Consider the following 21,640-nt stretch of genomic DNA (forward strand, 5'->3'; position numbering starts at 1 on the left):
ACCAGACACGGTGGACGAAACATCGAATGCGAAGCACGAGCAACTCGACGCCGCGCGTGTCGACAACAACGCGGGGTACCTGACCACACAGCAGGGGGTCCGGGTTCCGCACACCGACGACGCCCTCACCGCAGGTGAACGCGGTCCGACCCTGCTGGAGGATTTCCACGCGCGCGAGAAGATCACCCACTTCGACCACGAACGCATTCCCGAGCGGGTCGTGCACGCGCGCGGCGCGGGGGCCTACGGCTACTTCGAGCCCTACGACGATTCGCTGGCCGACTTCACCGCGGCGAAATTCCTGACCACGCCGGGCCTGCGCACGCCGGTGTTCGTCCGTTTCTCCACGGTCGCCGGGTCCCGAGGCTCCGCCGACACCGTGCGCGACGTTCGCGGCTTCGCCACCAAGTTCTACACCGAGCAGGGCAACTACGACCTCGTCGGCAACAACTTCCCGGTCTTCTTCATCCAGGACGGCATCAAGTTCCCCGACTTCGTGCACGCCGTGAAACCGGAGCCGCACAACGAGATTCCGCAAGCCGCATCCGCTCACAACACGCTGTGGGACTTCGTGTCGCTACAGCCGGAAACGCTGCACGCCATCATGTGGCTGATGTCCGACCGGGCCCTGCCGCGCAGCTACCGGATGATGGAAGGCTTCGGTGTGCACACCTTCCGGCTGGTGAACGCCGCCGGCGAGGGCGTGTTCGTGAAGTTCCATTGGAAGCCGAAACTCGGTGTGCACTCACTGCTGTGGGAAGAATGCCAGCAGATCGCCGGCAAGGATCCGGACTTCAACCGCCGCGACCTGTGGGACGCCATCGAGGCCGGCCAGTTCCCCGAGTGGGAGCTGGGTGTTCAGCTGATTCCGGAATCCGACGAGTTCGCCTTCCCGTTCGATCTGCTCGACGCGACCAAACTCGTTCCGGAGGAACGGGTTCCGGTGATCCCCGTCGGCCGGATGGTGCTCGACCGCAATCCGGACAATTTCTTCGCCGAGACCGAGCAGGTCGCGTTTCACACCGCCAATCTGGTGCCGGGTATCGATTTCACCAACGATCCCCTGCTGCAGTTCCGCAACTTCTCGTACCTCGACACCCAGCTGATCCGCTTGGGCGGGCCGAATTTCGCGCACCTGCCGGTCAACCGGCCCGTTGCGGCGGTCACCAACAATCAGCGCGACGGCTACGGCCAGCACACCATCCCCGTGGGGACGACGAGCTACCTCAAGAACAACCTCGGCGGTGGTTGCCCCGCGCTGGCGGACGAGGATGCCTTCCGGCACTACACCGAACGCGTCGACGGCCACAAGATCCGCAGCCGCGCGGAGAGTTTCAAGGACTACTACAGCCAGCCCCGGATGTTCTGGCTCAGCATGTCGACCGCCGAGCAGGATCACATCGTCGCCGCGTATTCGTTCGAACTCGGAAAGGTCGGGCCCGAGACCGGCATCCGGCAACGAGTCATCGCACAGCTCAACATGATCGATCACGAGCTCGCCGAGCGGGTCGCCGCCAAGCTCGGACTACTGGCTCCGGACGAAGTCGCTGTCCCCGAGCGGGTGGTGTCGTCGCCGGCGCTGTCGCAGATGAACACCGTGACCGATTCCATCGTCAGTCGGCGAATCGCCGTCCTCGCCGCCGACGGAGTGGACCTCCGCGGCACCGAACGGACCGCCGCCGCACTCAGAGAGCTGGGCGCCACCGTCGACATCGTCGGTCTCATCGGTGGCGGCACCATCACGACCGACACCGGCCAGGAACTCGGCGTGGATCTCGGGCTCAACACCACCTCATCGTCGGTCTACGACGCGGTGCTGGTGCCGGGAGCTCAGGGGTCCGTCGAGCTACTCGCACAGGACGGTTCGGCGATCCATTTCGTCGGTGAGGCCTACAAGCACCTGAAGCCGGTTGCCGCGTTCGGTGCGGGTATCGGCTTGCTGCGCGCCGCGGGACTCAATCCCGAATCTGCCGGGGTGGCCGAAACCCACACCGACAGAGGCGTTGTCACGACGACTTCGCACGGCGGCGCGCTCGACGAACTGTTCGTCGAGGCCTTCATCGACACGATCCGGCGGCACCGGACCTGGAACCGGGCAACCGAAGCGGTGCCGGCCTGATGTTGATCTGCCCGCCAGCTGTTTTCACACCGTGAGGAGGAGTGTCATGCCGAAGACCACGAAGAAGGGGCAAGCCAAGAAGAGTGAGCTGCCCAGCACACTGCAGAAGTCGAGCCCCAAGGCACAACGCACATTCGCGAAGGCGCACGACTCTGCCGCCGAGGAGTACGGCGAAGGTGAACGTGCCCACCGGGTCGCGTACTCAGCGCTGAAGCACAGCTATGAGAAGGTCGGCGACCACTGGGAGAAGAAGGACCACAAGGGCCCGTCCGACGAACGAGCGCGCAGCGGCGGGCCCAACGCCCGCGGCAAGACTGCCGAAGGCGTGGACACCGAGGCCACCAAGAAACATCTCATGGACATCGCGCGCCGGCTCGACATCCGGGGCCGGTCGACCATGAACAAAGGTGAGCTGGTCGAAGCGATCGAGAAGGCCAACCGGCGGGCCAGCCGCCGCTAGCGAACTACCACTGACCGAGCTGGCACTGCACGTTGTACGGCGCGGTCTGGTGCGCTGCCGACTGCCCGTCGACCGCGATGTCGCACGTCGAGTCCGGGGCGGCCTGGCCGCCATGCGTGGTGCTGCTGACAGTGAAGATGGCCCACTGCGGGTCGGCGAGCTTCGTGGTGAACACCCACGGGGCGTCCGGGCCGACGGTGACCGTCTCGCGCTTCAGGTAGGCGTACGCGTCGGCGTTGTAGGCGGCCTTGTTCGCCGGCTGGTTGACCAGGTACAGCAGGTCGAAGGTGGCCGGGCCACCGACCGACAGCGTGTACCGGACCTCGTGGCCGGCCGGGTCAGCAGACGCCACCGGCGCCATCAGCCCGGCGGCCGCCACTGCTGCCGCGCCACACACCACTGACAACTTGACTGTCGCTTTACGCATGCCGGTCATATCGACTGACCGTACCGGACTGTTACACCCTGCATCAGACGTATCACCCCGCCTGCAGCTCCAGCAGCACCGTCACCGGCCCGTCGTTGACCAGTTCGACGTGCATGTGGGCGCCGAACCGGCCGGTGGCCACCTCGGCCCCCAGCTCCCGCAGCGCGGCCGCGAACTCGTCGACCAGCGGTTCGGCGACGGGCCCGGGCGCCGCGGCATTCCACGACGGTCGACGGCCCTTCGCGGTGTCGGCGTAGAGGGTGAACTGACTGACCACGAGAATCGGAGCCCCGGCGTCCGCGGCGCTGCGCTCGCCGTCGAGAATGCGCAGCCGCCACAGTTTGTCTGCCATCTTGCGCACCACCGCGACGTCGTCGGTGTGGGTGAGGCCGACGAGCGCGGCCAAACCCTGAGGATTCGGGGTGATCTCACCGACCGTCAGCCCGTCGACCGTCACCCGCGCCGACGTCACCCGCTGCACCAGTACCCGCACGTTCGCCGATGTTGCCACAGCAGTTTGTGGTACCTGTGGTGGTCATGGACGGCCCATCCTGGCGCGGTACTCCCCTGACCCGGCGTTCGATCCTGGTCGGCCTCGGCGCCGTCGGGGCGTTCCTCGCCGTCGATCTGGGACTGGTCGCATACACCAGCCGCGCCGGCACGCTGACCCGCCAGACGTTCCTGGACGGCTTCCGGAACGTCTTCGGCGATCACCCCGGGTTCCGGAAGAACCATGCCAAAGGGGTCTCGGTGGTCGGCCACTTCATGAGCAACGGCAACGCGGCTGCCCTCTCGCGGGCCGCGGTCTTCGGGCCGGGTGAGACGCCCGTCGCGGGTCGGTTCTCTCTGGCCGGTGGCAACCCGACCGCCGCCGATACCCCCGGCGCAGCGCGTGGGCTCGGCCTGGCCATCGGCTTCCCCGGTGCCGCCCAGTGGCGGACCGCGATGCTGAACCTCCCGGTGTTCGTCGACAATTCACCGCAGGGCTTCTACGACCGGCTGCTGGCGTCGAAACCGGGCGCCGACGGCAAGCCCGATCCGAAGGTCATGGCCGACTTCCTCAGCCGGCACCCCGAGACCGCGGCCGCGACGGCACTGGTCAAGAAAAGCCCGCCCACACCGGGTTTCGCCGACAGCACCTTCTCCGGCCTGCACAAGTTCTATCTGGTGAACCATGCCGGTGTCCGCACCCCGGTCCGCTGGTCGTTCGTTCCGCAGCAGACCGCCCTGCCGCCGAAATCCGACGACCCCAACGCGCTGTTCGACGCGCTGATCCGGCAGCTGAAAAAGGCTCCGCTGCAGTGGAATCTGCGGCTGACGGTCGGACGGGACGGCGACCCGACAGACCCGACGCTGCCCTGGCCGGCCGACCGGCAGGTCATCGACGCCGGCGTCCTGACCCTCACTGAGGCCCAGACCGATGCCGCCGGCAACGCCCGGGACATCAACTTCGATCCGCTGGTGCTGCCCGACGGCATCGAACCGTCCGACGATCCGCTGCTCAGCGCCCGGTCGGCGGTGTACGCCGGGTCGTACCGCGCCCGGACCACCGAGCCGAATACTGCTCCGGCCGTTCAGGTTCAGGAGGTCAAGCCGTGACCGACCGCTTCCCCGTCCGCACCCGGATTTTGCACTGGCTGACCGCGGTGGCGGTCTTCGCCGCACTGCTGATCGGCTTCACCATGACCAACCAGATCGGCTCCCACGGCGCCCTGGTCGCCGTCCACATGACGCTGGGCATCAGCATCCTGGTAATCGTGATCGTCCGGGCGGCAAACAGATTCACCCACAAGCCGCCGAAATGGCCCGACACGGTCGGACCACTGGAGGGCAAGCTGGTCGCCGGCTCCGAGCTGGCGATGTACGCCATGCTGCTGGCGCAGCCGCTGGTCGGCTGGGCCATGGTGTCGGCGTCGGGCAGCCCGGTGCGGGCCTTCGGATTGACGCTCCCGGGCCTTGTTCCCTTCGACGCCGACCTGTACGGCATTCTGCGCCAGGCACATTCGGTGGTGGCCTATCTGCTGGTCGCCGCGATCGCCGCGCACGTCAGCGCCATCCTGCTCCACACCCTGACCCTGCGTGACGGCATGCTCCGCCGCATGACCCACTGACCCAAATCCCGCGAGCGGCCGTGTTTGCACAGCGACACGCCGTCAACTCATGACATTGTGGGGCCACTCGTGGGGCGCGAGCGACCCCAAAATGCACACACGATCCGGCGTGTCGTGTACAGACACGGCCGCTCGCGGTTAAAGGAGTAGCCCGGTCACGCGCGCGGCGACGTCGGCGATGGGCACGTCGACCTGCTCGCCGTTCGACAAATCCTTGACGCCGACGGTGCCGGCCTCGATGTCGCGGTCCCCGACGACCAGGGCCACCTTGGCGCCGGAGCGGTCGGCGGCCTTCATCGCGCCCTTGAGGCCACGGTCGCCGTAGCACATGTCGGTGCGCACACCCGAACCCCGCAGGGCCGCAACGATCTTCGCCAGTTCGAGCTTGGCCGGGGCGCCCAGGGGCACCGCGTACACATCGACGGCCGCAGGAGACGCCACCGTCTTGCCCTCGGCCTTGAGTGCCAGCACCGTGCGGTCGACGCCGAGGCCGAAGCCGATGCCCGACAGGTCCTGGCCGCCCAGTTGCTTCATCAGACCGTCGTACCGGCCACCGCCGCCGATCCCGGACTGTGCGCCGAGGCCGTCGTGCACGAACTCGAAGGTGGTCTTGGTGTAGTAATCCAGGCCGCGGACCATGCGCGGGTTGATGACGTACGGCACACCGAGGGCGTCCAGGTGCGCCAGCACGGTGTCGAAGTGTTCCTTGGCGGCCTCCGACAGGTGATCGAGCATCACCGGGGCGTCGGCCGTCATCTCCTTGACGTGGGGCCGTTTGTCGTCGAGCACCCGCAGCGGGTTGATCTCCGCGCGGCGGCGGGTGTCCTCGTCGAGATCGAGTTTGAACAGGAAGTCCTGCAACAGCTTCCGGTACTGGGGGCGGCAGGTGTCGTCGCCCAGCGAGGTGATCTCGAGGCGGAAACCGTCGAGTCCCAGCGAGCGGAAGCCGGCGTCGGCCACCGCGATCACCTCGGCATCCAGCGCGGGGTCGTCGATGCCGATGGCCTCCACGCCCACCTGCTGCAGCTGGCGGTAACGGCCGGCCTGCGGCCGCTCGTAACGGAAGAACGGTCCGGAATACCGCAGCTTGGCCGGCAGCGCGCCACGGTCCAGCCCGTGTTCGATGACGGCCCGCATGACGCCCGCGGTGCCCTCCGGGCGCAGCGTGACCGAGCGGTCACCGCGGTCGGCGAAGGTGTACATCTCCTTGGACACCACGTCCGTGGACTCCCCCACACCGCGGGCGAACAGCGCGGTGTCCTCGAACACCGGCAGCTCGATGTGGCCGTACCCGGCCAGCCGCGCGACGTTCAGCAGTCCGTCGCGTACCGCGACGAATTCCGCCGAGTCCGGGGGCAGGTAGTCCGGGACGCCCTTGGGCGCCTGAAAATCGCTCAACGTGATAAGCCTTCGAGGAATGGGTTGGTACGGCGTTCGGCGCCGATCGTGGTCTGGGGGCCGTGCCCAGGTAGTACCACAGTGTCGTCGTCGAGCACCAACAGTTTTGTCACGATCGAGTCCAGCAGGTCCCGGCCGCTGCCGCCCGGGAGATCGGTGCGGCCCACCGACTGCTTGAACAAGGTGTCGCCGGTGAATGCCAGCTCGGCCGGACCGTCAGCCACGCGGAAGACCACCGAGCCCCGGGTGTGCCCCGGCGTGTGGTCCACCGTGACGGTGATCCCGCCCAGCTCCAGCTTGTCGCCGTCCCGATCGAGTTCGACGACCTGCTTGGGCTCGGAAAACAAGACCCCGAACGCCAGCTGGGCCAGGCGCGGGCCGAATCCCTTGATCGGATCGGTCAGCATGAACCGGTCCTCGGGGTGGATGTACACCGGGCAGCCGTAGGTGTCCGCCACCTTCTGCGCCGACCAGATGTGGTCGACGTGGCCGTGGGTGAGCAGCACCGCCGACGGGGTGAGCCGGTTCTCATCCAGGATTTCGCGGATGCGGCCCATGGCCCGCTGGCCCGGGTCGACGATGATCGCGTCCGACCCGGCGCGCGCCGCGAGGATGTAGCAGTTGCACTGCAACATCCCGGCCGGAAACCCCGTCAACAACACGCAGCCATTTTCCCACGTGGGAAACTGCCTCCATGACGCAGCCAGGCCCCTGGGGACCCCCGCCGCCCGACCAGCCCCAGTACTACGGTGCGCCGCAATACGTTCCGGGCTTTCCGCCGCCGAAGAAGTCCCGCACCGGCTGGGTGATGTTCGCCGTCATCGCCGTCATCGCGCTGGTCGCGGCGGGTGTCGCCGCCGTTATCGTGCTGCGCCACGAGAACAAGCCCGTCGGTGGGGCCGGCGCGACGTCATCCGCGGAATCCGGGCCGACGCCGCTGCGCTCGATCCACCTCGCGGCACCGAACGTCGCGACCAAGCCGGGCAGCTCCGAGCCGAAGGCCACGCTGGCGGTCTACGAGGACTTCCTATGCCCCTTCTGCCGCCGGTTCGAGCAGGTCTACGGCCCGACCATCGGCAAGCTGATCACCGACGGCCGCATCGCCGTGGACTACACCATGGTGTCGATCCTGGGTCGTGGCGACCTGACGTCGTACTCGGTGCGGGCCGGCGCGGCCGCATACTGCGTGGCCGACGCCGACACCGCGGCGTTCCAGCGGTTCCAGGCCGCGCTGTTCGCGCATCAGCCCGACGAAGGGGCGACGTCGTACCCGTCCGACGACGAGCTCGTCACCCAGGCCCAGAAAGCCGGCGCACCTGATTCGGTCGCCGATTGCATCACCAGCGGCAAGTACCGCGACATGGTCAACAACTCGGTCAAGAGCTCGGGCATCAACTCGACGCCGACGGTGCTGCTCAACGGTGCCGACATCGGCGACGCCGTGCTGCAGAACCCCGATCCGCAGGCGCTGCTGGACCAGCTCAAGACCGTCTCAGGGTGACCTGGCACACTCGGTGCCGACCATATGTCGAGGCATTTGGCCTCGACCGTGACGAGGAGGACTTCGGCCGTGCCGACGAACGAACAACGGCGGGAGACCGCCAAGCGCAAGCTGGAACGGCAGTTGGAGCGCCGGGCCGAGAAGGCCCGTAAGCAGCGCATCATCACCATCGCCGCGTCGGTGGTCGCGGTGCTCGCGGTCATCGGCGGCGTCGCCTTCGGCGTCATCTACCTGAACAAGGACTCCAAGTCGTCATCGGCGACAGCCTCGGCGTCGACCGAGAGCTCGACCGCCCCGGCGCAGAACCCGCCCGCCGACGGCAAGCTGCCGCCGTTCGTGGCGCCCGCCGGGCTCGGCGAGAACTGCCAGTACCCGGCGTCGTCGGAGCAGGCCAGCAAGAAGGTCAACCCGCCGCGCACCGGCAAGATCCCCACCACCCCGCCGACAGTCACGGCCAGCATGAGCACCAACCAGGGCAACCTCGGGCTGACGCTGGACAACGCGAAGGCGCCGTGCACGGTCAACAGCTTCGCCAGCCTGGCGCAGCAGGGTTACTTCAACGACACGCCCTGCCACCGGCTCACCAAGGGCGGCCTGGACGTCCTGCAGTGCGGTGACCCGACCGGCTCCGGCATGGGCGGCCCCGGCTACCAGTTCGCCAACGAGTACCCGACCAATCAGTACCAGCCCGACAGCCCCGCGCTGAGCCAGCCGGTCGTGTACCCGCGCGGCACCCTCGCGATGGCGAACGCCGGCCCGAACACCAACGGCAGCCAGTTCTTCCTGGTGTACCAGGACTCACAGCTGCCTCCGGGCTACACCGCGTTCGGCACCGTCGACGCCACCGGCCTGGCCACGCTGGACAAGATCGCCCAGAACGGCATCGAGGGCGGCGGCGGGGACGGCAAGCCCGCGCAGCCGGTCACGGTGAAATACATCCAGCTGGACTGACAGATCAGGAAGAAGGCCCGGGCACCGATCACGGTGACCGGGCCTTCTTCGTGTTAGGCCCTGCGCGGACCCGGCAGCGGTGGAATCATGCGCAACGTGGCGAACACCAAACCGCAGACCATCTCGTACCCGGCGCCCGGCTCACGGCCGAACCGCCACGACGATGTCGCCGTCGACCCCCATGTGATCGTGCTGTTCGGCGCGACCGGCGACCTGGCCAAACGCAAACTGCTACCCGGTCTGGCCTATCTGGACCAGTCCGAACTGGCACCCGACATCCAGATCGTCGGAACCTCGTTGGAAGACCTGACCATCGACCAGTTCCGCGACCTGGCCAAGGCCGCGATCGACGAATTCGGCAGCCATCACCTGACCGACGAACAGTGGGAACGATTTGCCGCGACGCTCACCTACGTGCCGCAGAGTGCCGGACCGTCGGGGCTGGCGGCAGCGGTGGCCGCCGCGGAGAAGAAGCTGGGCCCGAATGTGCGTCGGCTGCACTATCTTTCGGTGCCGCCGAAAGCAGCGCGGGCAGTAATCGCGACGCTCGACGACGCCGGCCTGGTCGAGCGCTCCCGGGTCGTCATGGAGAAGCCGTTCGGGACCGACCTGGCCAGCGCCGTCGAACTCAATGACTTCGTCCACGAGACCTTCGACGAGGAACAGATTTTCCGGATCGACCACTTCCTCGGCAAGGAAGCCGCACAGAACATCCTGGCGTTCCGGTTCGCCAACGGCCTGTTCGAGCCGATCTGGAACCGCAACTTCATCGACCACATCCAGATCGACATTCCCGAGATGCTCGGGCTCGACGCGCGCGCCAACTTCTACGAGAGCACCGGCGCCTACAAGGACATGGTGGTGACCCACCTGCTCCAGGTGATGGCTTTCGTGGTGATGGAGCCGCCGACAGCGCTGGAGCCACGCGCCATCAGCGAGGAGAAGAACAAGGTCTTCCGATCGATGCTGCCGATCAAGTGCTCGGACGTCGTCCGGGGGCAGTTCACCGGCTACCGCGAACTCGAGGGCGTATCAAGGGATTCCGACACCGAGACGTTCATCGCACTGAAGGTTCGGGTGGACAACTGGCGCTGGGCCGGCGTGCCGATCTATCTGCGCACCGGCAAGAAGATGGCCGAGGGCATGCGGATCATCTCGATCGCCTTCAAAGAGGCGCCGCGCACCATGTTCCCGTCGGGCTCGGGAGTCGGCTCCCAGGGACCCGACCATCTGACCTTCGACCTCGCCGACAACTCGAAGGTGTCACTGTCGTTCTACGGCAAGCGACCCGGTCCGGGAATGAAGCTGGAGAAGCTGTCGATGCAGTTCTCGGCCGGGGAGGCCGACGGCGCCGATCAGGTGCTGGAGGCCTACGAGCGGCTGATTCTCGACGCCATGCGCGGCGACCACACGCTGTTCACCACCGCCGAGGGCATCGAGTCGTTGTGGGCCAATTCGGCTGCGCTGCTCGAAGATCCGCCGCCGGTCAAGAACTACCAGCCCGGCACCTGGGGTCCCAACGCGATTCATCAGCTGATCGCGCCCAACGCCTGGCGGTTGCCGTTCGAGCGGGGCTGGCGAGAGGCGAAGAAGAAGTAGGGCCTACGGCCGCGGCGCCGCGGCCGCCTGCTCGAGCTGCAGGATGGCCGCGTCGACCATGGTCTGGATGATTTCGCAGGTGCTGAAATCGCTCATCCACAGATGCGGGGTGTCGGTGCGGTGCAGCATGGCGACGCCGTGCAGCGCGACCGACAGCGCCGCGGCCACCCGCTGCGCGTCGGGACCCGGCTCGGAGTCAGGGTCCATACCACCCGCGGCCAGTAGCCCGCGCGTCACCACCTCGAGAGCCTGGCGCGCCGACGGGGTGATCTCGTCCACCTTGACCATCAGGACGTACCGCAACGGAAAGCGTTGGGCGAACGCGACATACGCGCGGCAGCCGAGCAGCAGTCGCTCGCGTCGGGTCTTACCGGCCGGCACCTGCTCGGCGATGTCCTGGCGGACCTGATCCCAGCTCAGCTCCGCAACGGCCGCCAGCACATCCTCGCGACTGTCGAAGTGGGCGTACACCGACATGTTGGAGATGCCGGCTTCACGCGCGATGCTGCGCAACGACACCTCATTCGTGGACGCCGATGAGTCGACGACGCGGATCGCGGCGGCCAGGATTTCGTCGCGCAGTAGTGCGCCTTGCCCTCGCACATTCCGCTGCCGTGTCGAGCCCGCCATGCCTTCACCCTAATCGCCGTCGTGACGAGGTGTGTGATCGTCGCCACCGCACCGTAACTATACATGCGTATACATACGGTCGTATGGTGCTCTTCATGAACTGGTTGCTCAAGACCGCGCAGCGCGGCTGGGTGCTGCTGACGGTTGTCGGGGTCGTCACGGTCGGTGGTTTCGTCATCGACCGCTTCCACGGCGTGTTCGGCAGCCAGCATTCCGCCGAAACCCGTACGGAAAACATCGTTTCCACGATCCCGAAATACGTGACGTACGAAGTCGACGGACCCTCCGACACCACCGGGATGATCAGCTACGTCGACGAGCGGGCCCAGCCGCAACGGGAGCGCTTCACCTCGCTGCCCTGGTCCAAGACGCTGACCACCACCGTGCCGAGCGTGTTCGCCAACCTCGTCGCCCAGGGCGACAGCAGCCGGCTCACGTGCCGCATCACGGTCAATGGCGAGCTGCGCGACCACCAGTCCACCGACGGCGCATCGGCGACCACGTTCTGCCTGGTGAAGGCGGCATGAGCGGCCAGCACAGCAGCCGGAGCGGGTATCCCCGGCTGATCCGCATCCTGTCGGTGCCGATCATCCTGATCTGGCTGGCCGCCACCGCCGCGAGCAATCTGCTGGTACCCAAACTCGAAGTCGTCGGTGCGAACAACGCCGTCTCGCTCTCGCCCCAGGACGCGCCGTCGGTCATCGCGACGAAGCACATCGGCACCACGTTCAGCGAATTCGACTCCGACAGTGTGCTGATGATCATCATCGAGTCGGACCAGGCACTCGGCGACACCGCACGGCAGTACTACGGCGATCTGGTCCACCAGCTCGAGCAGGACACGGCGCACATCGAGCACGTGCAGGACTTCTGGGGCGACCGCATCACGTCCGCCGGCTCCGAGAGCGAGGACCACAAGGCGGCGTACGTCCAGGTCAACCTGCGCGGCGATCAGGGCTCCACGCAGGGCGTCGAATCCGTCGACGCGGTCCGGCACATCGTCGACCACAGCCACCCACCAGCCGGGGTGAAGGCGTTCGTCACCGGCCAGGCCGCCCTCGTCGCCGACACCAACGAGGCCGGCGACAAGAGCATGGTCAAGATGACGGTGGTGACACTCGTCGTCATCGCGGTGATGCTGCTGGTCGTATACCGCTCCCTCGCAACGACATTCATCGCCCTGCTGGTCGTGCTGACCGAGATGAGCATGGCCCGCGGGCTGGTCGCCGCCCTGGGCAACGCCCAGTTGATCAGCCTGTCGACGTTCGCCGTCAGCGTGCTGACGGCCCTGGCGATCGCCGCCGGCACCGACTACTGGATCTTCCTGGTCGGCCGCTACCACGAGGCCCGCAACGCCGGCGAGGACCGGGAAACCGCCTACTACTCAACATTTTCCAGCGTCTACCACGTCATCCTCGGCTCCGGGCTGACCATCGCCGGCGCCATGATGTGCCTCCTGTTCACCCGGTTGAACTACTTCAACACCCTGGCGTTGCCGTGTGCGACCGCCATGGTCGTCATCCTGGTCATGGCACTGACGTTCGCGCCGGCGGTGATGGTCGTCAGCACCCACTTCGGACTGCTGGACCCCAAGCGCGCCAACAAGACCCGTGGCTGGCGCCGGGTCGGCACCGCCGTGGTCCGGTGGCCCGCGCCCATCCTGGTCGCGGCCACCGCGGCCGCGCTGGTCGGCGTGCTGGCCCTGCCCGGGTACCGCACCAACTACGACAACCGCTTCTACGTGCCGAAAGACGTGCCGTCCAACATCGGCTACGCCGCCGCCGAAAAGCACTTCACGTCAGCGCGAATGAACCCCGACATGCTGATGGTCGAAGCCGACCACGACCTCCGGAACTCCCGCGACATGCTGGTGCTGGACCGGATCGCCAAGAACATCTTCCGGGTCCCGGGTATCGCCCGGGTGCAGAGCATCACCCGGCCCCTCGGCCCGCCGATGGAGCACGGCTCGGTGCCATTTCAGGTCAGCGCCCAGGCCGTCTCGATGAACGAGAACCTGCAGTTTCTCAAGGCCCGCCTCGGCGACGTGCAGACCATGACCGACCGCCTCACCTCGATGATCGGCATCATGCGGCACATGCACGAGCTGAGCGTGCAGCTTGCCGATGCCACACACGCCACCCAGCTCGCGGCGCAGGACATGTCGGCCACTACCGCTGAATTGCGCGACCAGATCGCCGATTTCGACGACTTCTTCCGTCCCCTGCGGAACTACTTCTACTGGGAGCCGCACTGCTTCGACATACCGGTCTGCCATGCGCTGCGCTCGGTGTTCGACGCCACCGATGGCTTCGACCGGCTGGCCGACAACACCAAGGCGTTGTCGGACGCGTCGGGGAAGCTCGATGTGGTGACGCCGCAGATCGCCGCCCAGCTGCCGCCGATGATCAGCCTGGCGACCGACGTCCGCGATCTGATGCAGACCATGCACAGCACGTTCGACGGCATGGTCACCCAGATGGAACGCATGACCGACACCGCCGCGGCCATGGGGCAGACGTTCGACGACGCGAAGAACGACGACATGTTCTACCTGCCGCCAGAAGCGTTCAGCAGTCCCGACTTTCAGCGCGGCATGGAGCTGATGCTCTCCCCCGACGGCAAGGCCGCGCGCTTCATCGTCACCCATGATGTGGATCCCGCGACCCTGGAAGGCATTTCGCATGTCGACGCCGAGCTGCAGGCCGCCAAGGAGGCTGTCAAGGGCACGCCGCTGGCCGGCGCGAAGTTCTATCTGGGCGGTACCGCCGCGACCTACAAGGACATTCAGCAGGGTGCGCACTACGACCTGCTGATCGCCGCCCTGGCCGCCATCATCCTGATCTTCGTGGTGATGCTGCTGATCACCCGAGCGCTCGTCGCATCGATCGTCATCGTCGGCACGGTGGTGCTGTCCCTCGCCGCGTCGTTCGGCCTGTCGGTGCTGATCTGGCAGTACTTCCTCGGCATCGAACTGCAGTGGCTGGTGATCGCCATGTCGGTGATCGTGCTGCTGGCCGTCGGCTCCGACTACAACCTGCTGGTGGTGTCCCGCTTCAAGGAAGAAATCGGGGCCGGCCTGCGTACCGGACTGATCCGCGCCACCGGCGCCACCGGTGGCGTCGTCACCGCCGCCGGCCTGGTGTTCGCGTTCACCATGATCTCGATGATCGCGAGCGACCTGCGGTCGGTCGGCCAGATCGGCACGACGATCGGGCTGGGGCTGCTGTTCGACACCTTCGTCGTACGCTCCCTGATCACGCCGTCGATCGCGGCGCTGCTCGGGCGCTGGTTCTGGTGGCCCTTGAAGGTCCGTACCCGTCCCGCCCGCACCGCACAAACCGCAAGCACAACACCGGAACTGGAGATGGCATGACACTTCGTCCCTTCACCGATCTGACCGCTGTCACCGCGATCGATTCCGGCGTGTTCGTCGCCAACATCGACGACAGGTGGACCATCGGCCCGAAAGTGCACGGGGGCTGCATGATGGCGGTGTGTGCCGCCGCGGCGCGACGCAGCGTTCCCGACGCCGCCGAACTGGCACCAATCGCATTGAGCGCCAACTACCTCGCTGCACCCGACCCGGGCGAGGTCCAGCTGAGCACCACGATCCGCAAACGCGGCCGGCAGGTGAACCTGGTCGAAGTCGAGTTGTCCCAACGCGGCCGGGTCGCCGTCACCTGTTCGGTCACGCTGGGGCCGCTCGATGCCAAGCCACCACGACATCAGTCGCCGCTGGCCGTCTCCGCGATGACGGTCGAGCCACCGGCTGATGCGGTGCCCGTCACGCCTGATCACCCGCTCGGTCACGTCGTCCACGTCGCACAGGGCTGCGATATGCGCCTGGACGCCGCCACGCCGTTCCTCGCCGGCGCCGAAGGTGACCCCGTCACCCGGATTTGGTTGCGTCCCTTCGCGTCCGACGAAGCAGATCCGGATGCAGCCCTGCTTTTCGCGCTCATGGCCGGTGACATCACGCCGCCGGTCACGATGAACCGGGGTCACTTCGGATGGACGCCGACGGTCCAGTTGACCGCTTATCTGCGCCGCCGGCCGGCGCCCGGTTGGCTACGGGTGATGGCCAGTTCCACTGTCATCGGCGAGACCTGGTTCGAGGAGGACCACCTCATCCTCGACGCCAACGGCCAGGTGGTCGTACAGAGTCGGCAGATGGCGATGCTGCCGCTCGGGTCCTGACCGTCAGTACGTCGATACTGCGTTGTCTGCGACCCAACGCTTTTCGGCGTCGGATCCCATCGGCGGCGGGATCAGCCCGTTGATCATCCAGAGATCCTCACTGGTCTCATCCACGTGGAACTCCCAGTGCGGGTTGCCATGCGCTTCCAGGTACGGGCTGAGGATCGCCTTGATCCAAAGGGCAATCCGGTGGCGATGGTCTTTGTCAGCGGCGCGGCGGGCGATGTGGTCGATGACCACCCGCAGTCCGACGTCGGTCTGCTCGCCACCGACATATAGGTCGCCCGAACGGGTTTCGTTGAAGATCACGACCACGTAGAACCGGGGCAGGCCGGCCTTCTCGTAGTGATCGGTGATGCTGCGCGCCAGCTCACGCTTGTCTTCGGCGGTGAAGAAATCCGGCGTGTGGTGAATGGTCCACAGCGGCATGCTTTTTCAGACCGCCATCGCGAAGGTCAGGTTCTCCACAGGACCGGACAGTGCGGACTTGACGCCCACCGAAACGTCGTCGGCCAGGACCTCGACCGCGCCCGCTTCCAGTCCGTCGATGATGCGCGTCGCGATGTCCACCGCGGTCGTCTTCGGACCCGGGATGTCTGCGACCATGTCGGTCTCGATCAGGCCGGCGTGCACGCCGACCACCTGCGTGCCTTGTGCGGCCAGCTCGCCGCGCAGGGAGTTGGTGACCGACCAGATCGCGGCCTTCGAGGCGCCGTACGCGGCGCTGCCGGCCACCCACGAGAGCACCGAGTGCATGTTGACCAGGGCGCCGCCGCCATTGGCCGCCAGGATCGGGGCGAATGCCCGCGCCACCCGCAGCGGACCGAAAACGTTGATGTCGAAGGTCGCTTCGATGTCGTCGAAGCCACCGGTCAGCAGCGAGCCGGGCAGCAGGATGCCCGCGTTGTTGAAGATGATCTCGGCGTCCGATGCGATGTCGGCGAATGCGGAAACCGATGTCTCCGAGCGCACTTCGAGTTCGACCGGGACAACTTCGGGGCGTTCGTCGGTGAACGACGAGCGGCCCGTCGAGTAGACCTTGCGCGCTCCCCTGGCCAGCAGTTCGTCGACGAGAGCGGCGCCCAGACCCCGCCGACCGCCGGTCACCACGACCACCTTGCCTGCCACTGCCACCACTTGAACCACACTCCTTGCTGAATAACGATGACGTTACTAAGATGGAAGCACGGATATCTGAGTAACGCAAGCATTATCCAAAAGAGGGTGTGATGGAGTTCGAGGAAAGACTGCGCGACCGCCAGTGGTCGATCAGCGATGGCTGCTCGGTGGCCAAGCTACTGGACCTGCTCAGCACCAAGACGGTTTTCCTCGCTGTACGCGAAAGCCTTTTCGGTACAACACGATTCGAAGACTTCGTCGACCGGATCGGGACGTCGGCGCCTGCGGTGTCGCGCGCCCTCAAGCAACTGGAAACCTCCGGTCTGATGGTCCGGGTGCCGTATCAGGAGCCCGGCAAGCGCTCGCGGGACGAGTACCGACTGACGGAGGCCGGCGAAGATCTGCTGCCGGTATACCTGGCGATGAGCCAGTGGGGCGACAAGCACCTGCAGAAGGGCGGCCGGGGTCCGCTGTGCTTCGTCGACCGGGAGTCCGGCCAGCGGGTTGGCGTGATCGTCACCGATGATCCAAATGCTGCCACTGTTTCCGCCGGTGACATCGAAATTCGGCTGAACCGGTAGTGACCTTTGCCCGTTCTGGAATCAGCAACCGTCACGCCACCGTTGGAGATGAAATGACTGCGCATCCGTTCACCGACCTCACCACCGTCACCGCGGTGGGTGATGGCACCTTCAGCGCGACCATCGACCCGGTGTGGACCATCGGCCCGAAGGTGCATGGGGGCTGCATGATGGCGGTGTGTGCCGCGGCTGCGCAACAAGCGATCGGTGCGGAATCCGAGCTGGCACCGGTCGCCGTGAGCGCCAACTACCTGAATGCGCCCGACCCGGGCGAGGTGCAGCTGACGACAACGGTCCGCAAGCATGGGCGCCAGGTCGCGCTCGTCGATGTCCAGCTGTCGCAGAATGGCCGCGCGGCGGTCAGCTGTGCGGTGACCCTCGGGCCGCTCGACGCCAAGCCGCCGCGCTACCAGGAGTCGCTCGACGTGTCCTACCTTCCGGTCGAGCCGCCGGCGGACGCCGTACCGGTGACTGCGGGCCACTCGGTCGGTGCGATTGTCCACGTGGCGCAGGGGTGCGAGTTCCTGCTCGACGCAGCGACACCGTTCCTCTCCGGCGAGGAGGGCGATCCCGTCAACCGAATGTGGTTGCGGCCCTTCGCCGATGACGAGGCCAATCCCGACACCGCCCTGCTGTTCGCTTTGATGGCCGGCGACATTACTCCCCCGGTCACCATGAATCAGGGGCACTTCGGCTGGACTCCCACCGTGCAGCTCACCACCTATGTGCGACGGCGGCCGGCGCCGGGCTGGCTGCGGGTGCAGGCCAGTTCGACCGTGGTCGGCGAGACATGGTTCGAGGAAGACCACGTCATCCTCGACTCCACCGGTCAGGTGGTCGTGCAGAGCCGCCAACTGGCGATGCTGCCGCGCGGTTAGGCGCCCAGTTCCACCAGCTGGGCGTCGCCCTGAATCGTCGAGAACTGCTGCCACCACACCCAATCGGTGATCGCTGCCCGCAGGTCGGCTGCGTACGGCGCGGTGTAGGCGCGGTACAGCGCCGCAGATTCCTGCAGCCGTCCGTAGGCGGCGAGCTTCTCCAGGTGTGCCGTCCGGTAGGTCTCGCCCGTCGTCTGCATCAGCGGCCGGATCGATTCCATCCACGCCTTGCCGATGGCCGCCGGGTCCGGCGGGACCAACTGAACAGGCTGCGGCGGCAACGCTTCATGTAGCTGTGCATCCGGCCACTCCGCCAGCTTTGCCGCCGCCTCGGGTGCGATGACTTCCAAGCGTGTACGGCCCTTCATCAGGCCGTCCGTCGGAATATCCTCGGGCGGAATGACTCTCGTCTGCAGGCTGCCGGCGAACGGCTGCACTTCCTGCTCAGTGCCGATCACGACCTTCAGCGTCTTCTCGTGGAAGGTGCACCACGCCTGCAACGCGACGAACGGCTCGCGAACCCAGCGGCCGCGCTGGCCGGCTGGGATGCGCTCGTCGGCGCTGACGAAGATCACCTGCGACGGCAGGCACATGCCGTCCGGAATGAACGACACCCCATAGGAATTCGCGGCGATGATCTCGCCGTCAGTCGTCACGCCGACCGCCCACACGAAGTTCCACGCCATCGCCGGGATCGACGGCGGCGCATGCAACGCCGCTGCGATCCGTTCCGCGAACTGCACGTCCGCGTCACCCGCGGACTTGCGCACCAGACCGGCCCGTGCCGCGGCAGCCATCGCGTCACGCTCGGCCCGCGCCGCCGTCACCGGGATCGGCGCCGCGGCGGCGGCGTTCTGCTGCTGGTTGGTCGACATGGGCGCGACACCCGGACCACCCGGAACACCGGCACCTGCACCGGGTTGGGCGACCGGCGCGGCCGGGGATGGCGTCGGGGCGGGACCGAGTGGGGCGGCCGGCGCGGCGCCGGCTGGTGTGCCTGTCGCCGGTGCTGCGGTGCTCGCCGATGCCTGCGCTACCGGCGCAGCACCTCCGGGGCCAGCGCCGGCCGCCGCCCCACTTGCGGCGGCTGGAGCGCCTGACGTTGCGCCGGTCTGAGTCGCCGGCTCTGTCGTAGCGAGCGGCGCGGCATTCGCCGCCGCAGCCAACGGCTGCGCGTTCGGAAGTTGGCCGAACGGGTTCTTCGGGGTATCCGGCGCCTGCTGGCCAGTCGGCTGGCCGGTGCTTTGGCCTGCGCCCTGTTGACCAGTACCCTGGCCAGTCGCGGAGCTTGACGTGCTGCCGGTCGCAGAGCTGGCGGCGGGCGAAGCTGAGGGTGCACCCGTCGACGTCGTCGCTGATGGGGTCGGACGAGAACCAGGTGACCCCACCGCCCCATTGATGCCACCAGCAGGTGTCGGTGCGCCCGATGCGTCAGGATTTGCAGGCGTCTGCGGTACGTTCACTTGAGGAGTTGCGGGTTTCGCAGGCGCGGCATCTTTTGTTCCGCCACCACCGCGGGCCGGGTCAGACGTACCGGCGTTGGCCGCCAATTGCGAGGGCGATGGACCGTCCCCAGCGGCGTCTTTCGTGCCTCCCCCACCGCGGGGTGGGTCAGACGTACCGGCATTGGCCAATTGCGAGGGCGACGGACCTTCCCCGGCGGCATTGGTCGCCCCACCGGCTCCCTGTCCACCGCCACCTCCGGTCGCAAGTGAACCTGGTGGCTGCCCTATCTGAGGAGCGCCGGAGACGCCAGGATTACCGACTGGCGGAGGGGGTACCGGCCCAGGCACCCTGCCATCGGCGCCAGGTGTAGCGGCCGGAACGCTCAACTCCTTGGCCAGGGCAGTCGCGCACTTAGCCACCGCAGCGGTGTTTTCGGCTAGACCCAGGGCCTTCATCGTCTCGATCATTTTGGTGAACAGAGCCGCCGAGTTGAAAAACGCATTTGCCCCAGCGGTATCACCTGATTGATTCGCCGCATGCGCAGCCGCCAGCATGTTCTTAGATGCTTGTTCGAACTGCAAACACGCCTGCTGGATAAGCTCAGCAGTCCTATTTACCTCGTTTTTAGTCTGCACTACCGCAGATTCGGCGCGGAATACCTTTCTCGCAGCGTCATACGCGGCTTTACAAGCCTTCCCATACGAACCGAGAACACCGGTGGCCGCGGCTTGCGCAAGCCGACCAGCCTCTCCCTCCCAATCGGATAGCTGCATCCGCTGGTGAGCATGGTGCGGAATCAGCTCGCCATCAAGGTGGTCACCCAACGCCATGAGTCTCACAGCAATATCATTGAGCGCATTCTCATCAATGTCCGGGAACGCAGGGGGAACTACGGTGGCCTCGCCGTACTTACCGCCGTGATAACGCTCAATTGATGCCATTCTAAATCACCATTCGGTTGAATACACCGCACGAGTCATCGGATGAAAAATCAAGTATTCACTAACGAACAGACTCCGGGCATTGAATACATACGCGAGCATATGACTTCGACTCCTATCCGGCGATGGCATCACAAGCAGCCAGAACAATTCCAGGCGACATTTGACCCGCGAGGTAGATACTCGAATCGTTCGGTTGGTACGTAGGCAACGCCTCGATATATGTACGTCTGTACTGAACGCCCAAGAGGATCAAATCCTGAACAATCCCGTTGGAACTCTGCTGCGCCAGCTCCTCGAGCGAACTGGCGGTCGAACTCATGACTGCTACGACCGTAGTGGTAAGAGATTCCTGCTCCGGCGACCAATTGGCCGCCGGTATCTTGGGATCGGTATCCAGCCATTTCTTAAAGTCCGGATTCTGCAATAATTGGTCGAGAGTAGAGCCAAGGCCCCGACACACAGGGTCAGGGGATTCAAACATTCTTTGCGGATTAGACGGGTCTCCGACTGGCGCAATCGACTTCGGTGGCTTCGGCGCAGGAATCAATGAGGCTCGGGCAGCAGCAGCCCCCGAAAATACGGCGCTACAAATATGTCCGATAACATTTCCTGCAGTAGAGGCCGCCTGCGCTAGATTGTCATCTACCGGACGATACGTATCCAATTTGGAAATACTATCCGCATAAGCGCGGGCATAGACGATAAACTGACCGTATAATTCCCGCATAACGCGGTGTGTAGTCATTTTCACCAACGGCACGGCTTGCTCGGCAACCGTGCGCATGACTTTTGCAACCGCTTCGTACTGCGCGCGCACCTCCGGTGTCCACGCAGACGCAGGCAAGGACTGATCTCTCTGCGCCCAACCGTTGCGTCCAGCAGCTGCGAATGTTGCCTGGATAGGTGTCCACGGCGCACATGACGGGTCCTCGGTAATGATTCCAACCGGCCCAGTGTCGTTGGCACTCGCGACATCAGACGGTGCAGCTGAAGTCTTGGTGCCACCTCCGCCTCCACCATTGCTGTCACCACTGTTCTTGGTGCACGACACTGCGACTACGGCCGTCACCGCGATAACCGCAACCAGCGACACCGCACCGATGGCCCACTTAGCGGCGCCGCCCTTCTTCGGCGGAACCGGCGCCGGCCACCGCTGCTGCGGACCCCACTGCCCACCCGGTCCCGGCTGTCCCGGCTGTCCCGGCCAGCCACCCGGCTGCTGCGGCGGGGGCGCACCCCACGTCGGCGGTTGCGTCACAGATCGTCCTCCCTCAGATAC

Annotated in this window: 21 protein-coding genes; 12 read left to right on the forward strand and 9 right to left on the reverse strand. The window is 66.1% G+C overall.

Annotated features, from left to right (window positions below; genetic code table 11):
- Positions 1 to 10 precede the first annotated feature (10 nt).
- Positions 11 to 2,119, forward strand: coding sequence for a catalase (locus tag QRN63_RS25145; RefSeq protein ID WP_285033657.1), 2,109 nt, complete (start codon positions 11 to 13; stop codon positions 2,117 to 2,119).
- 46 nt (positions 2,120 to 2,165) lie between these two features.
- Positions 2,166 to 2,579 (forward strand): ChaB family protein, encoded by a 414-nt coding sequence (locus tag QRN63_RS25150; protein WP_267317212.1) that lies wholly within the window; start codon positions 2,166 to 2,168, stop codon positions 2,577 to 2,579.
- Positions 2,580 to 2,583: 4 nt separating this feature from the next.
- Here QRN63_RS25150 and QRN63_RS25155 read toward each other — a convergent pair whose 3' ends face one another.
- Both QRN63_RS25155 and dtd read right to left on the reverse strand, forming a co-directional pair.
- Positions 2,584 to 3,015 (reverse strand): Rv2576c family protein, encoded by a 432-nt coding sequence (locus tag QRN63_RS25155; RefSeq protein WP_267317211.1) that lies wholly within the window; start codon positions 3,013 to 3,015, stop codon positions 2,584 to 2,586.
- Positions 3,016 to 3,058: 43 nt separating this feature from the next.
- Positions 3,059 to 3,499 carry a D-aminoacyl-tRNA deacylase gene (dtd, locus tag QRN63_RS25160; protein ID WP_285033752.1) on the reverse strand — a complete coding sequence of 147 codons (441 nt, stop codon included), beginning with the start codon at positions 3,497 to 3,499 and terminating at the stop codon, positions 3,059 to 3,061.
- Between the two features lie 44 nt (positions 3,500 to 3,543).
- On the opposite strand from dtd, the gene QRN63_RS25165 reads away from it, so the two are divergent.
- Together QRN63_RS25165 and QRN63_RS25170 are read left to right on the forward strand one after the other, a co-directional pair.
- Positions 3,544 to 4,605, forward strand: a complete 1,062-nt coding sequence (locus QRN63_RS25165; protein ID WP_267317210.1) for a catalase family peroxidase — start codon at positions 3,544 to 3,546, stop codon at positions 4,603 to 4,605.
- Positions 4,602 to 5,117 (forward strand): cytochrome b, encoded by a 516-nt coding sequence (locus QRN63_RS25170; RefSeq protein ID WP_285033658.1) that lies wholly within the window; start codon positions 4,602 to 4,604, stop codon positions 5,115 to 5,117. Before QRN63_RS25165 ends, QRN63_RS25170 begins: the two co-directional genes overlap by 4 nt.
- 138 nt (positions 5,118 to 5,255) lie before the next feature.
- Here the strand turns inward: QRN63_RS25170 and hisS are convergent, their stop codons facing one another.
- Complete coding sequence (gene hisS, locus QRN63_RS25175; protein ID WP_285033659.1) at positions 5,256 to 6,515, reverse strand: histidine--tRNA ligase; 1,260 nt, start codon at positions 6,513 to 6,515, stop codon at positions 5,256 to 5,258.
- Positions 6,512 to 7,177, reverse strand: coding sequence for an MBL fold metallo-hydrolase (locus QRN63_RS25180; RefSeq protein WP_285033660.1), 666 nt, complete (start codon positions 7,175 to 7,177; stop codon positions 6,512 to 6,514). Before QRN63_RS25180 ends, hisS begins: the two co-directional genes overlap by 4 nt.
- A 32-nt stretch (positions 7,178 to 7,209) precedes the next feature.
- Here QRN63_RS25180 and QRN63_RS25185 point away from each other — a divergent pair, with 32 nt between their 5' ends.
- The 3 genes from QRN63_RS25185 (at position 7,210) to zwf (ending at position 10,566) form a co-directional block, all read left to right on the forward strand.
- Positions 7,210 to 8,016, forward strand: coding sequence for a DsbA family protein (locus tag QRN63_RS25185; RefSeq protein WP_285033661.1), 807 nt, complete (start codon positions 7,210 to 7,212; stop codon positions 8,014 to 8,016).
- 69 nt (positions 8,017 to 8,085) lie between these two features.
- Positions 8,086 to 8,967, forward strand: a complete 882-nt coding sequence (locus tag QRN63_RS25190) for a peptidylprolyl isomerase (protein ID WP_267317205.1) — start codon at positions 8,086 to 8,088, stop codon at positions 8,965 to 8,967.
- A 96-nt stretch (positions 8,968 to 9,063) separates the two neighbouring features.
- A complete protein-coding gene (gene zwf, locus QRN63_RS25195; RefSeq protein WP_267317204.1) occupies positions 9,064 to 10,566 on the forward strand; it encodes a glucose-6-phosphate dehydrogenase in 1,503 nt (500 codons plus the stop codon).
- A 3-nt stretch (positions 10,567 to 10,569) separates the two neighbouring features.
- On the opposite strand, the gene QRN63_RS25200 is transcribed toward zwf, so the two are convergent.
- Positions 10,570 to 11,196 (reverse strand): TetR/AcrR family transcriptional regulator, encoded by a 627-nt coding sequence (locus QRN63_RS25200; protein ID WP_267317203.1) that lies wholly within the window; start codon positions 11,194 to 11,196, stop codon positions 10,570 to 10,572.
- A gap of 95 nt (positions 11,197 to 11,291) precedes the next feature.
- On the opposite strand from QRN63_RS25200, the gene QRN63_RS25205 reads away from it, so the two are divergent.
- Genes QRN63_RS25205 through QRN63_RS25215 form a run of 3 tightly spaced genes read left to right on the forward strand, consistent with a single transcriptional unit; the run spans position 11,292 to position 15,393 of the window.
- Positions 11,292 to 11,723, forward strand: a complete 432-nt coding sequence (locus QRN63_RS25205; RefSeq protein WP_285033662.1) for an MmpS family transport accessory protein — start codon at positions 11,292 to 11,294, stop codon at positions 11,721 to 11,723.
- Positions 11,720 to 14,569, forward strand: coding sequence for an MMPL/RND family transporter (locus QRN63_RS25210; RefSeq protein WP_285033663.1), 2,850 nt, complete (start codon positions 11,720 to 11,722; stop codon positions 14,567 to 14,569). Before QRN63_RS25205 ends, QRN63_RS25210 begins: the two co-directional genes overlap by 4 nt.
- Positions 14,566 to 15,393: a thioesterase family protein gene (locus tag QRN63_RS25215; RefSeq protein WP_285033664.1), complete on the forward strand. Its 828-nt coding sequence runs from the start codon at positions 14,566 to 14,568 to the stop codon at positions 15,391 to 15,393. The genes QRN63_RS25210 and QRN63_RS25215 overlap by 4 nt, the downstream gene beginning before the upstream one ends.
- 3 nt (positions 15,394 to 15,396) lie before the next feature.
- Here QRN63_RS25215 and QRN63_RS25220 read toward each other — a convergent pair whose 3' ends face one another.
- On the reverse strand, positions 15,397 to 15,822 hold the full coding sequence (locus tag QRN63_RS25220) for a tautomerase family protein (RefSeq protein WP_285033665.1): 426 nt from the start codon (positions 15,820 to 15,822) through the stop codon (positions 15,397 to 15,399).
- 6 nt (positions 15,823 to 15,828) lie between these two features.
- Positions 15,829 to 16,530 (reverse strand): SDR family oxidoreductase, encoded by a 702-nt coding sequence (locus QRN63_RS25225; protein ID WP_267317198.1) that lies wholly within the window; start codon positions 16,528 to 16,530, stop codon positions 15,829 to 15,831.
- A 92-nt stretch (positions 16,531 to 16,622) separates the two neighbouring features.
- Here QRN63_RS25225 and QRN63_RS25230 point away from each other — a divergent pair, with 92 nt between their 5' ends.
- Positions 16,623 to 17,093: a winged helix-turn-helix transcriptional regulator gene (locus QRN63_RS25230; protein WP_267317197.1), complete on the forward strand. Its 471-nt coding sequence runs from the start codon at positions 16,623 to 16,625 to the stop codon at positions 17,091 to 17,093.
- A gap of 53 nt (positions 17,094 to 17,146) precedes the next feature.
- Positions 17,147 to 17,971 (forward strand): thioesterase family protein, encoded by an 825-nt coding sequence (locus QRN63_RS25235; RefSeq protein ID WP_285033666.1) that lies wholly within the window; start codon positions 17,147 to 17,149, stop codon positions 17,969 to 17,971.
- On the opposite strand, the gene QRN63_RS25240 is transcribed toward QRN63_RS25235, so the two are convergent.
- Positions 17,968 to 18,846, reverse strand: coding sequence for an EspK C-terminal domain-containing protein (locus QRN63_RS25240; protein ID WP_285033667.1), 879 nt, complete (start codon positions 18,844 to 18,846; stop codon positions 17,968 to 17,970). The genes QRN63_RS25235 and QRN63_RS25240 overlap by 4 nt on opposite strands.
- 1,627 nt (positions 18,847 to 20,473) lie before the next feature.
- Positions 20,474 to 21,619, reverse strand: a complete 1,146-nt coding sequence (locus tag QRN63_RS29750) for an ESX-1 system-associated protein (protein WP_502888192.1) — start codon at positions 21,617 to 21,619, stop codon at positions 20,474 to 20,476.
- Between the last annotated feature and the right edge of the window lie 21 nt (positions 21,620 to 21,640).

The sequence above is a fragment of the Mycolicibacterium sp. lyk4-40-TYG-92 genome, from assembly GCF_030209435.1.
Lineage (GTDB): Bacteria > Actinomycetota > Actinomycetes > Mycobacteriales > Mycobacteriaceae > Mycobacterium.

Excerpts from the sequence above, each read along its gene's own strand:
- QRN63_RS25150 (WP_267317212.1), top strand. The coding sequence starts at position 2,166 with ATGCCGAAGACCACGAAGAAGGGGCAAGCCAAGAAGAGTGAGCTGCCC.
- QRN63_RS25155 (WP_267317211.1), bottom strand. The coding sequence starts at position 3,015 with ATGACCGGCATGCGTAAAGCGACAGTCAAGTTGTCAGTGGTGTGTGGC.
- QRN63_RS25165 (WP_267317210.1), top strand. The coding sequence starts at position 3,544 with ATGGACGGCCCATCCTGGCGCGGTACTCCCCTGACCCGGCGTTCGATC.
- QRN63_RS25185 (WP_285033661.1), top strand. The coding sequence starts at position 7,210 with ATGACGCAGCCAGGCCCCTGGGGACCCCCGCCGCCCGACCAGCCCCAG.
- QRN63_RS25200 (WP_267317203.1), bottom strand. The coding sequence starts at position 11,196 with ATGGCGGGCTCGACACGGCAGCGGAATGTGCGAGGGCAAGGCGCACTA.
- QRN63_RS25205 (WP_285033662.1), top strand. The coding sequence starts at position 11,292 with ATGAACTGGTTGCTCAAGACCGCGCAGCGCGGCTGGGTGCTGCTGACG.
- QRN63_RS25210 (WP_285033663.1), top strand. The coding sequence starts at position 11,720 with ATGAGCGGCCAGCACAGCAGCCGGAGCGGGTATCCCCGGCTGATCCGC.
- QRN63_RS25215 (WP_285033664.1), top strand. The coding sequence starts at position 14,566 with ATGACACTTCGTCCCTTCACCGATCTGACCGCTGTCACCGCGATCGAT.
- QRN63_RS25220 (WP_285033665.1), bottom strand. The coding sequence starts at position 15,822 with ATGCCGCTGTGGACCATTCACCACACGCCGGATTTCTTCACCGCCGAA.
- QRN63_RS25230 (WP_267317197.1), top strand. The coding sequence starts at position 16,623 with ATGGAGTTCGAGGAAAGACTGCGCGACCGCCAGTGGTCGATCAGCGAT.
- QRN63_RS25235 (WP_285033666.1), top strand. The coding sequence starts at position 17,147 with ATGACTGCGCATCCGTTCACCGACCTCACCACCGTCACCGCGGTGGGT.
- QRN63_RS25240 (WP_285033667.1), bottom strand. The coding sequence starts at position 18,846 with ATGTCGACCAACCAGCAGCAGAACGCCGCCGCCGCGGCGCCGATCCCG.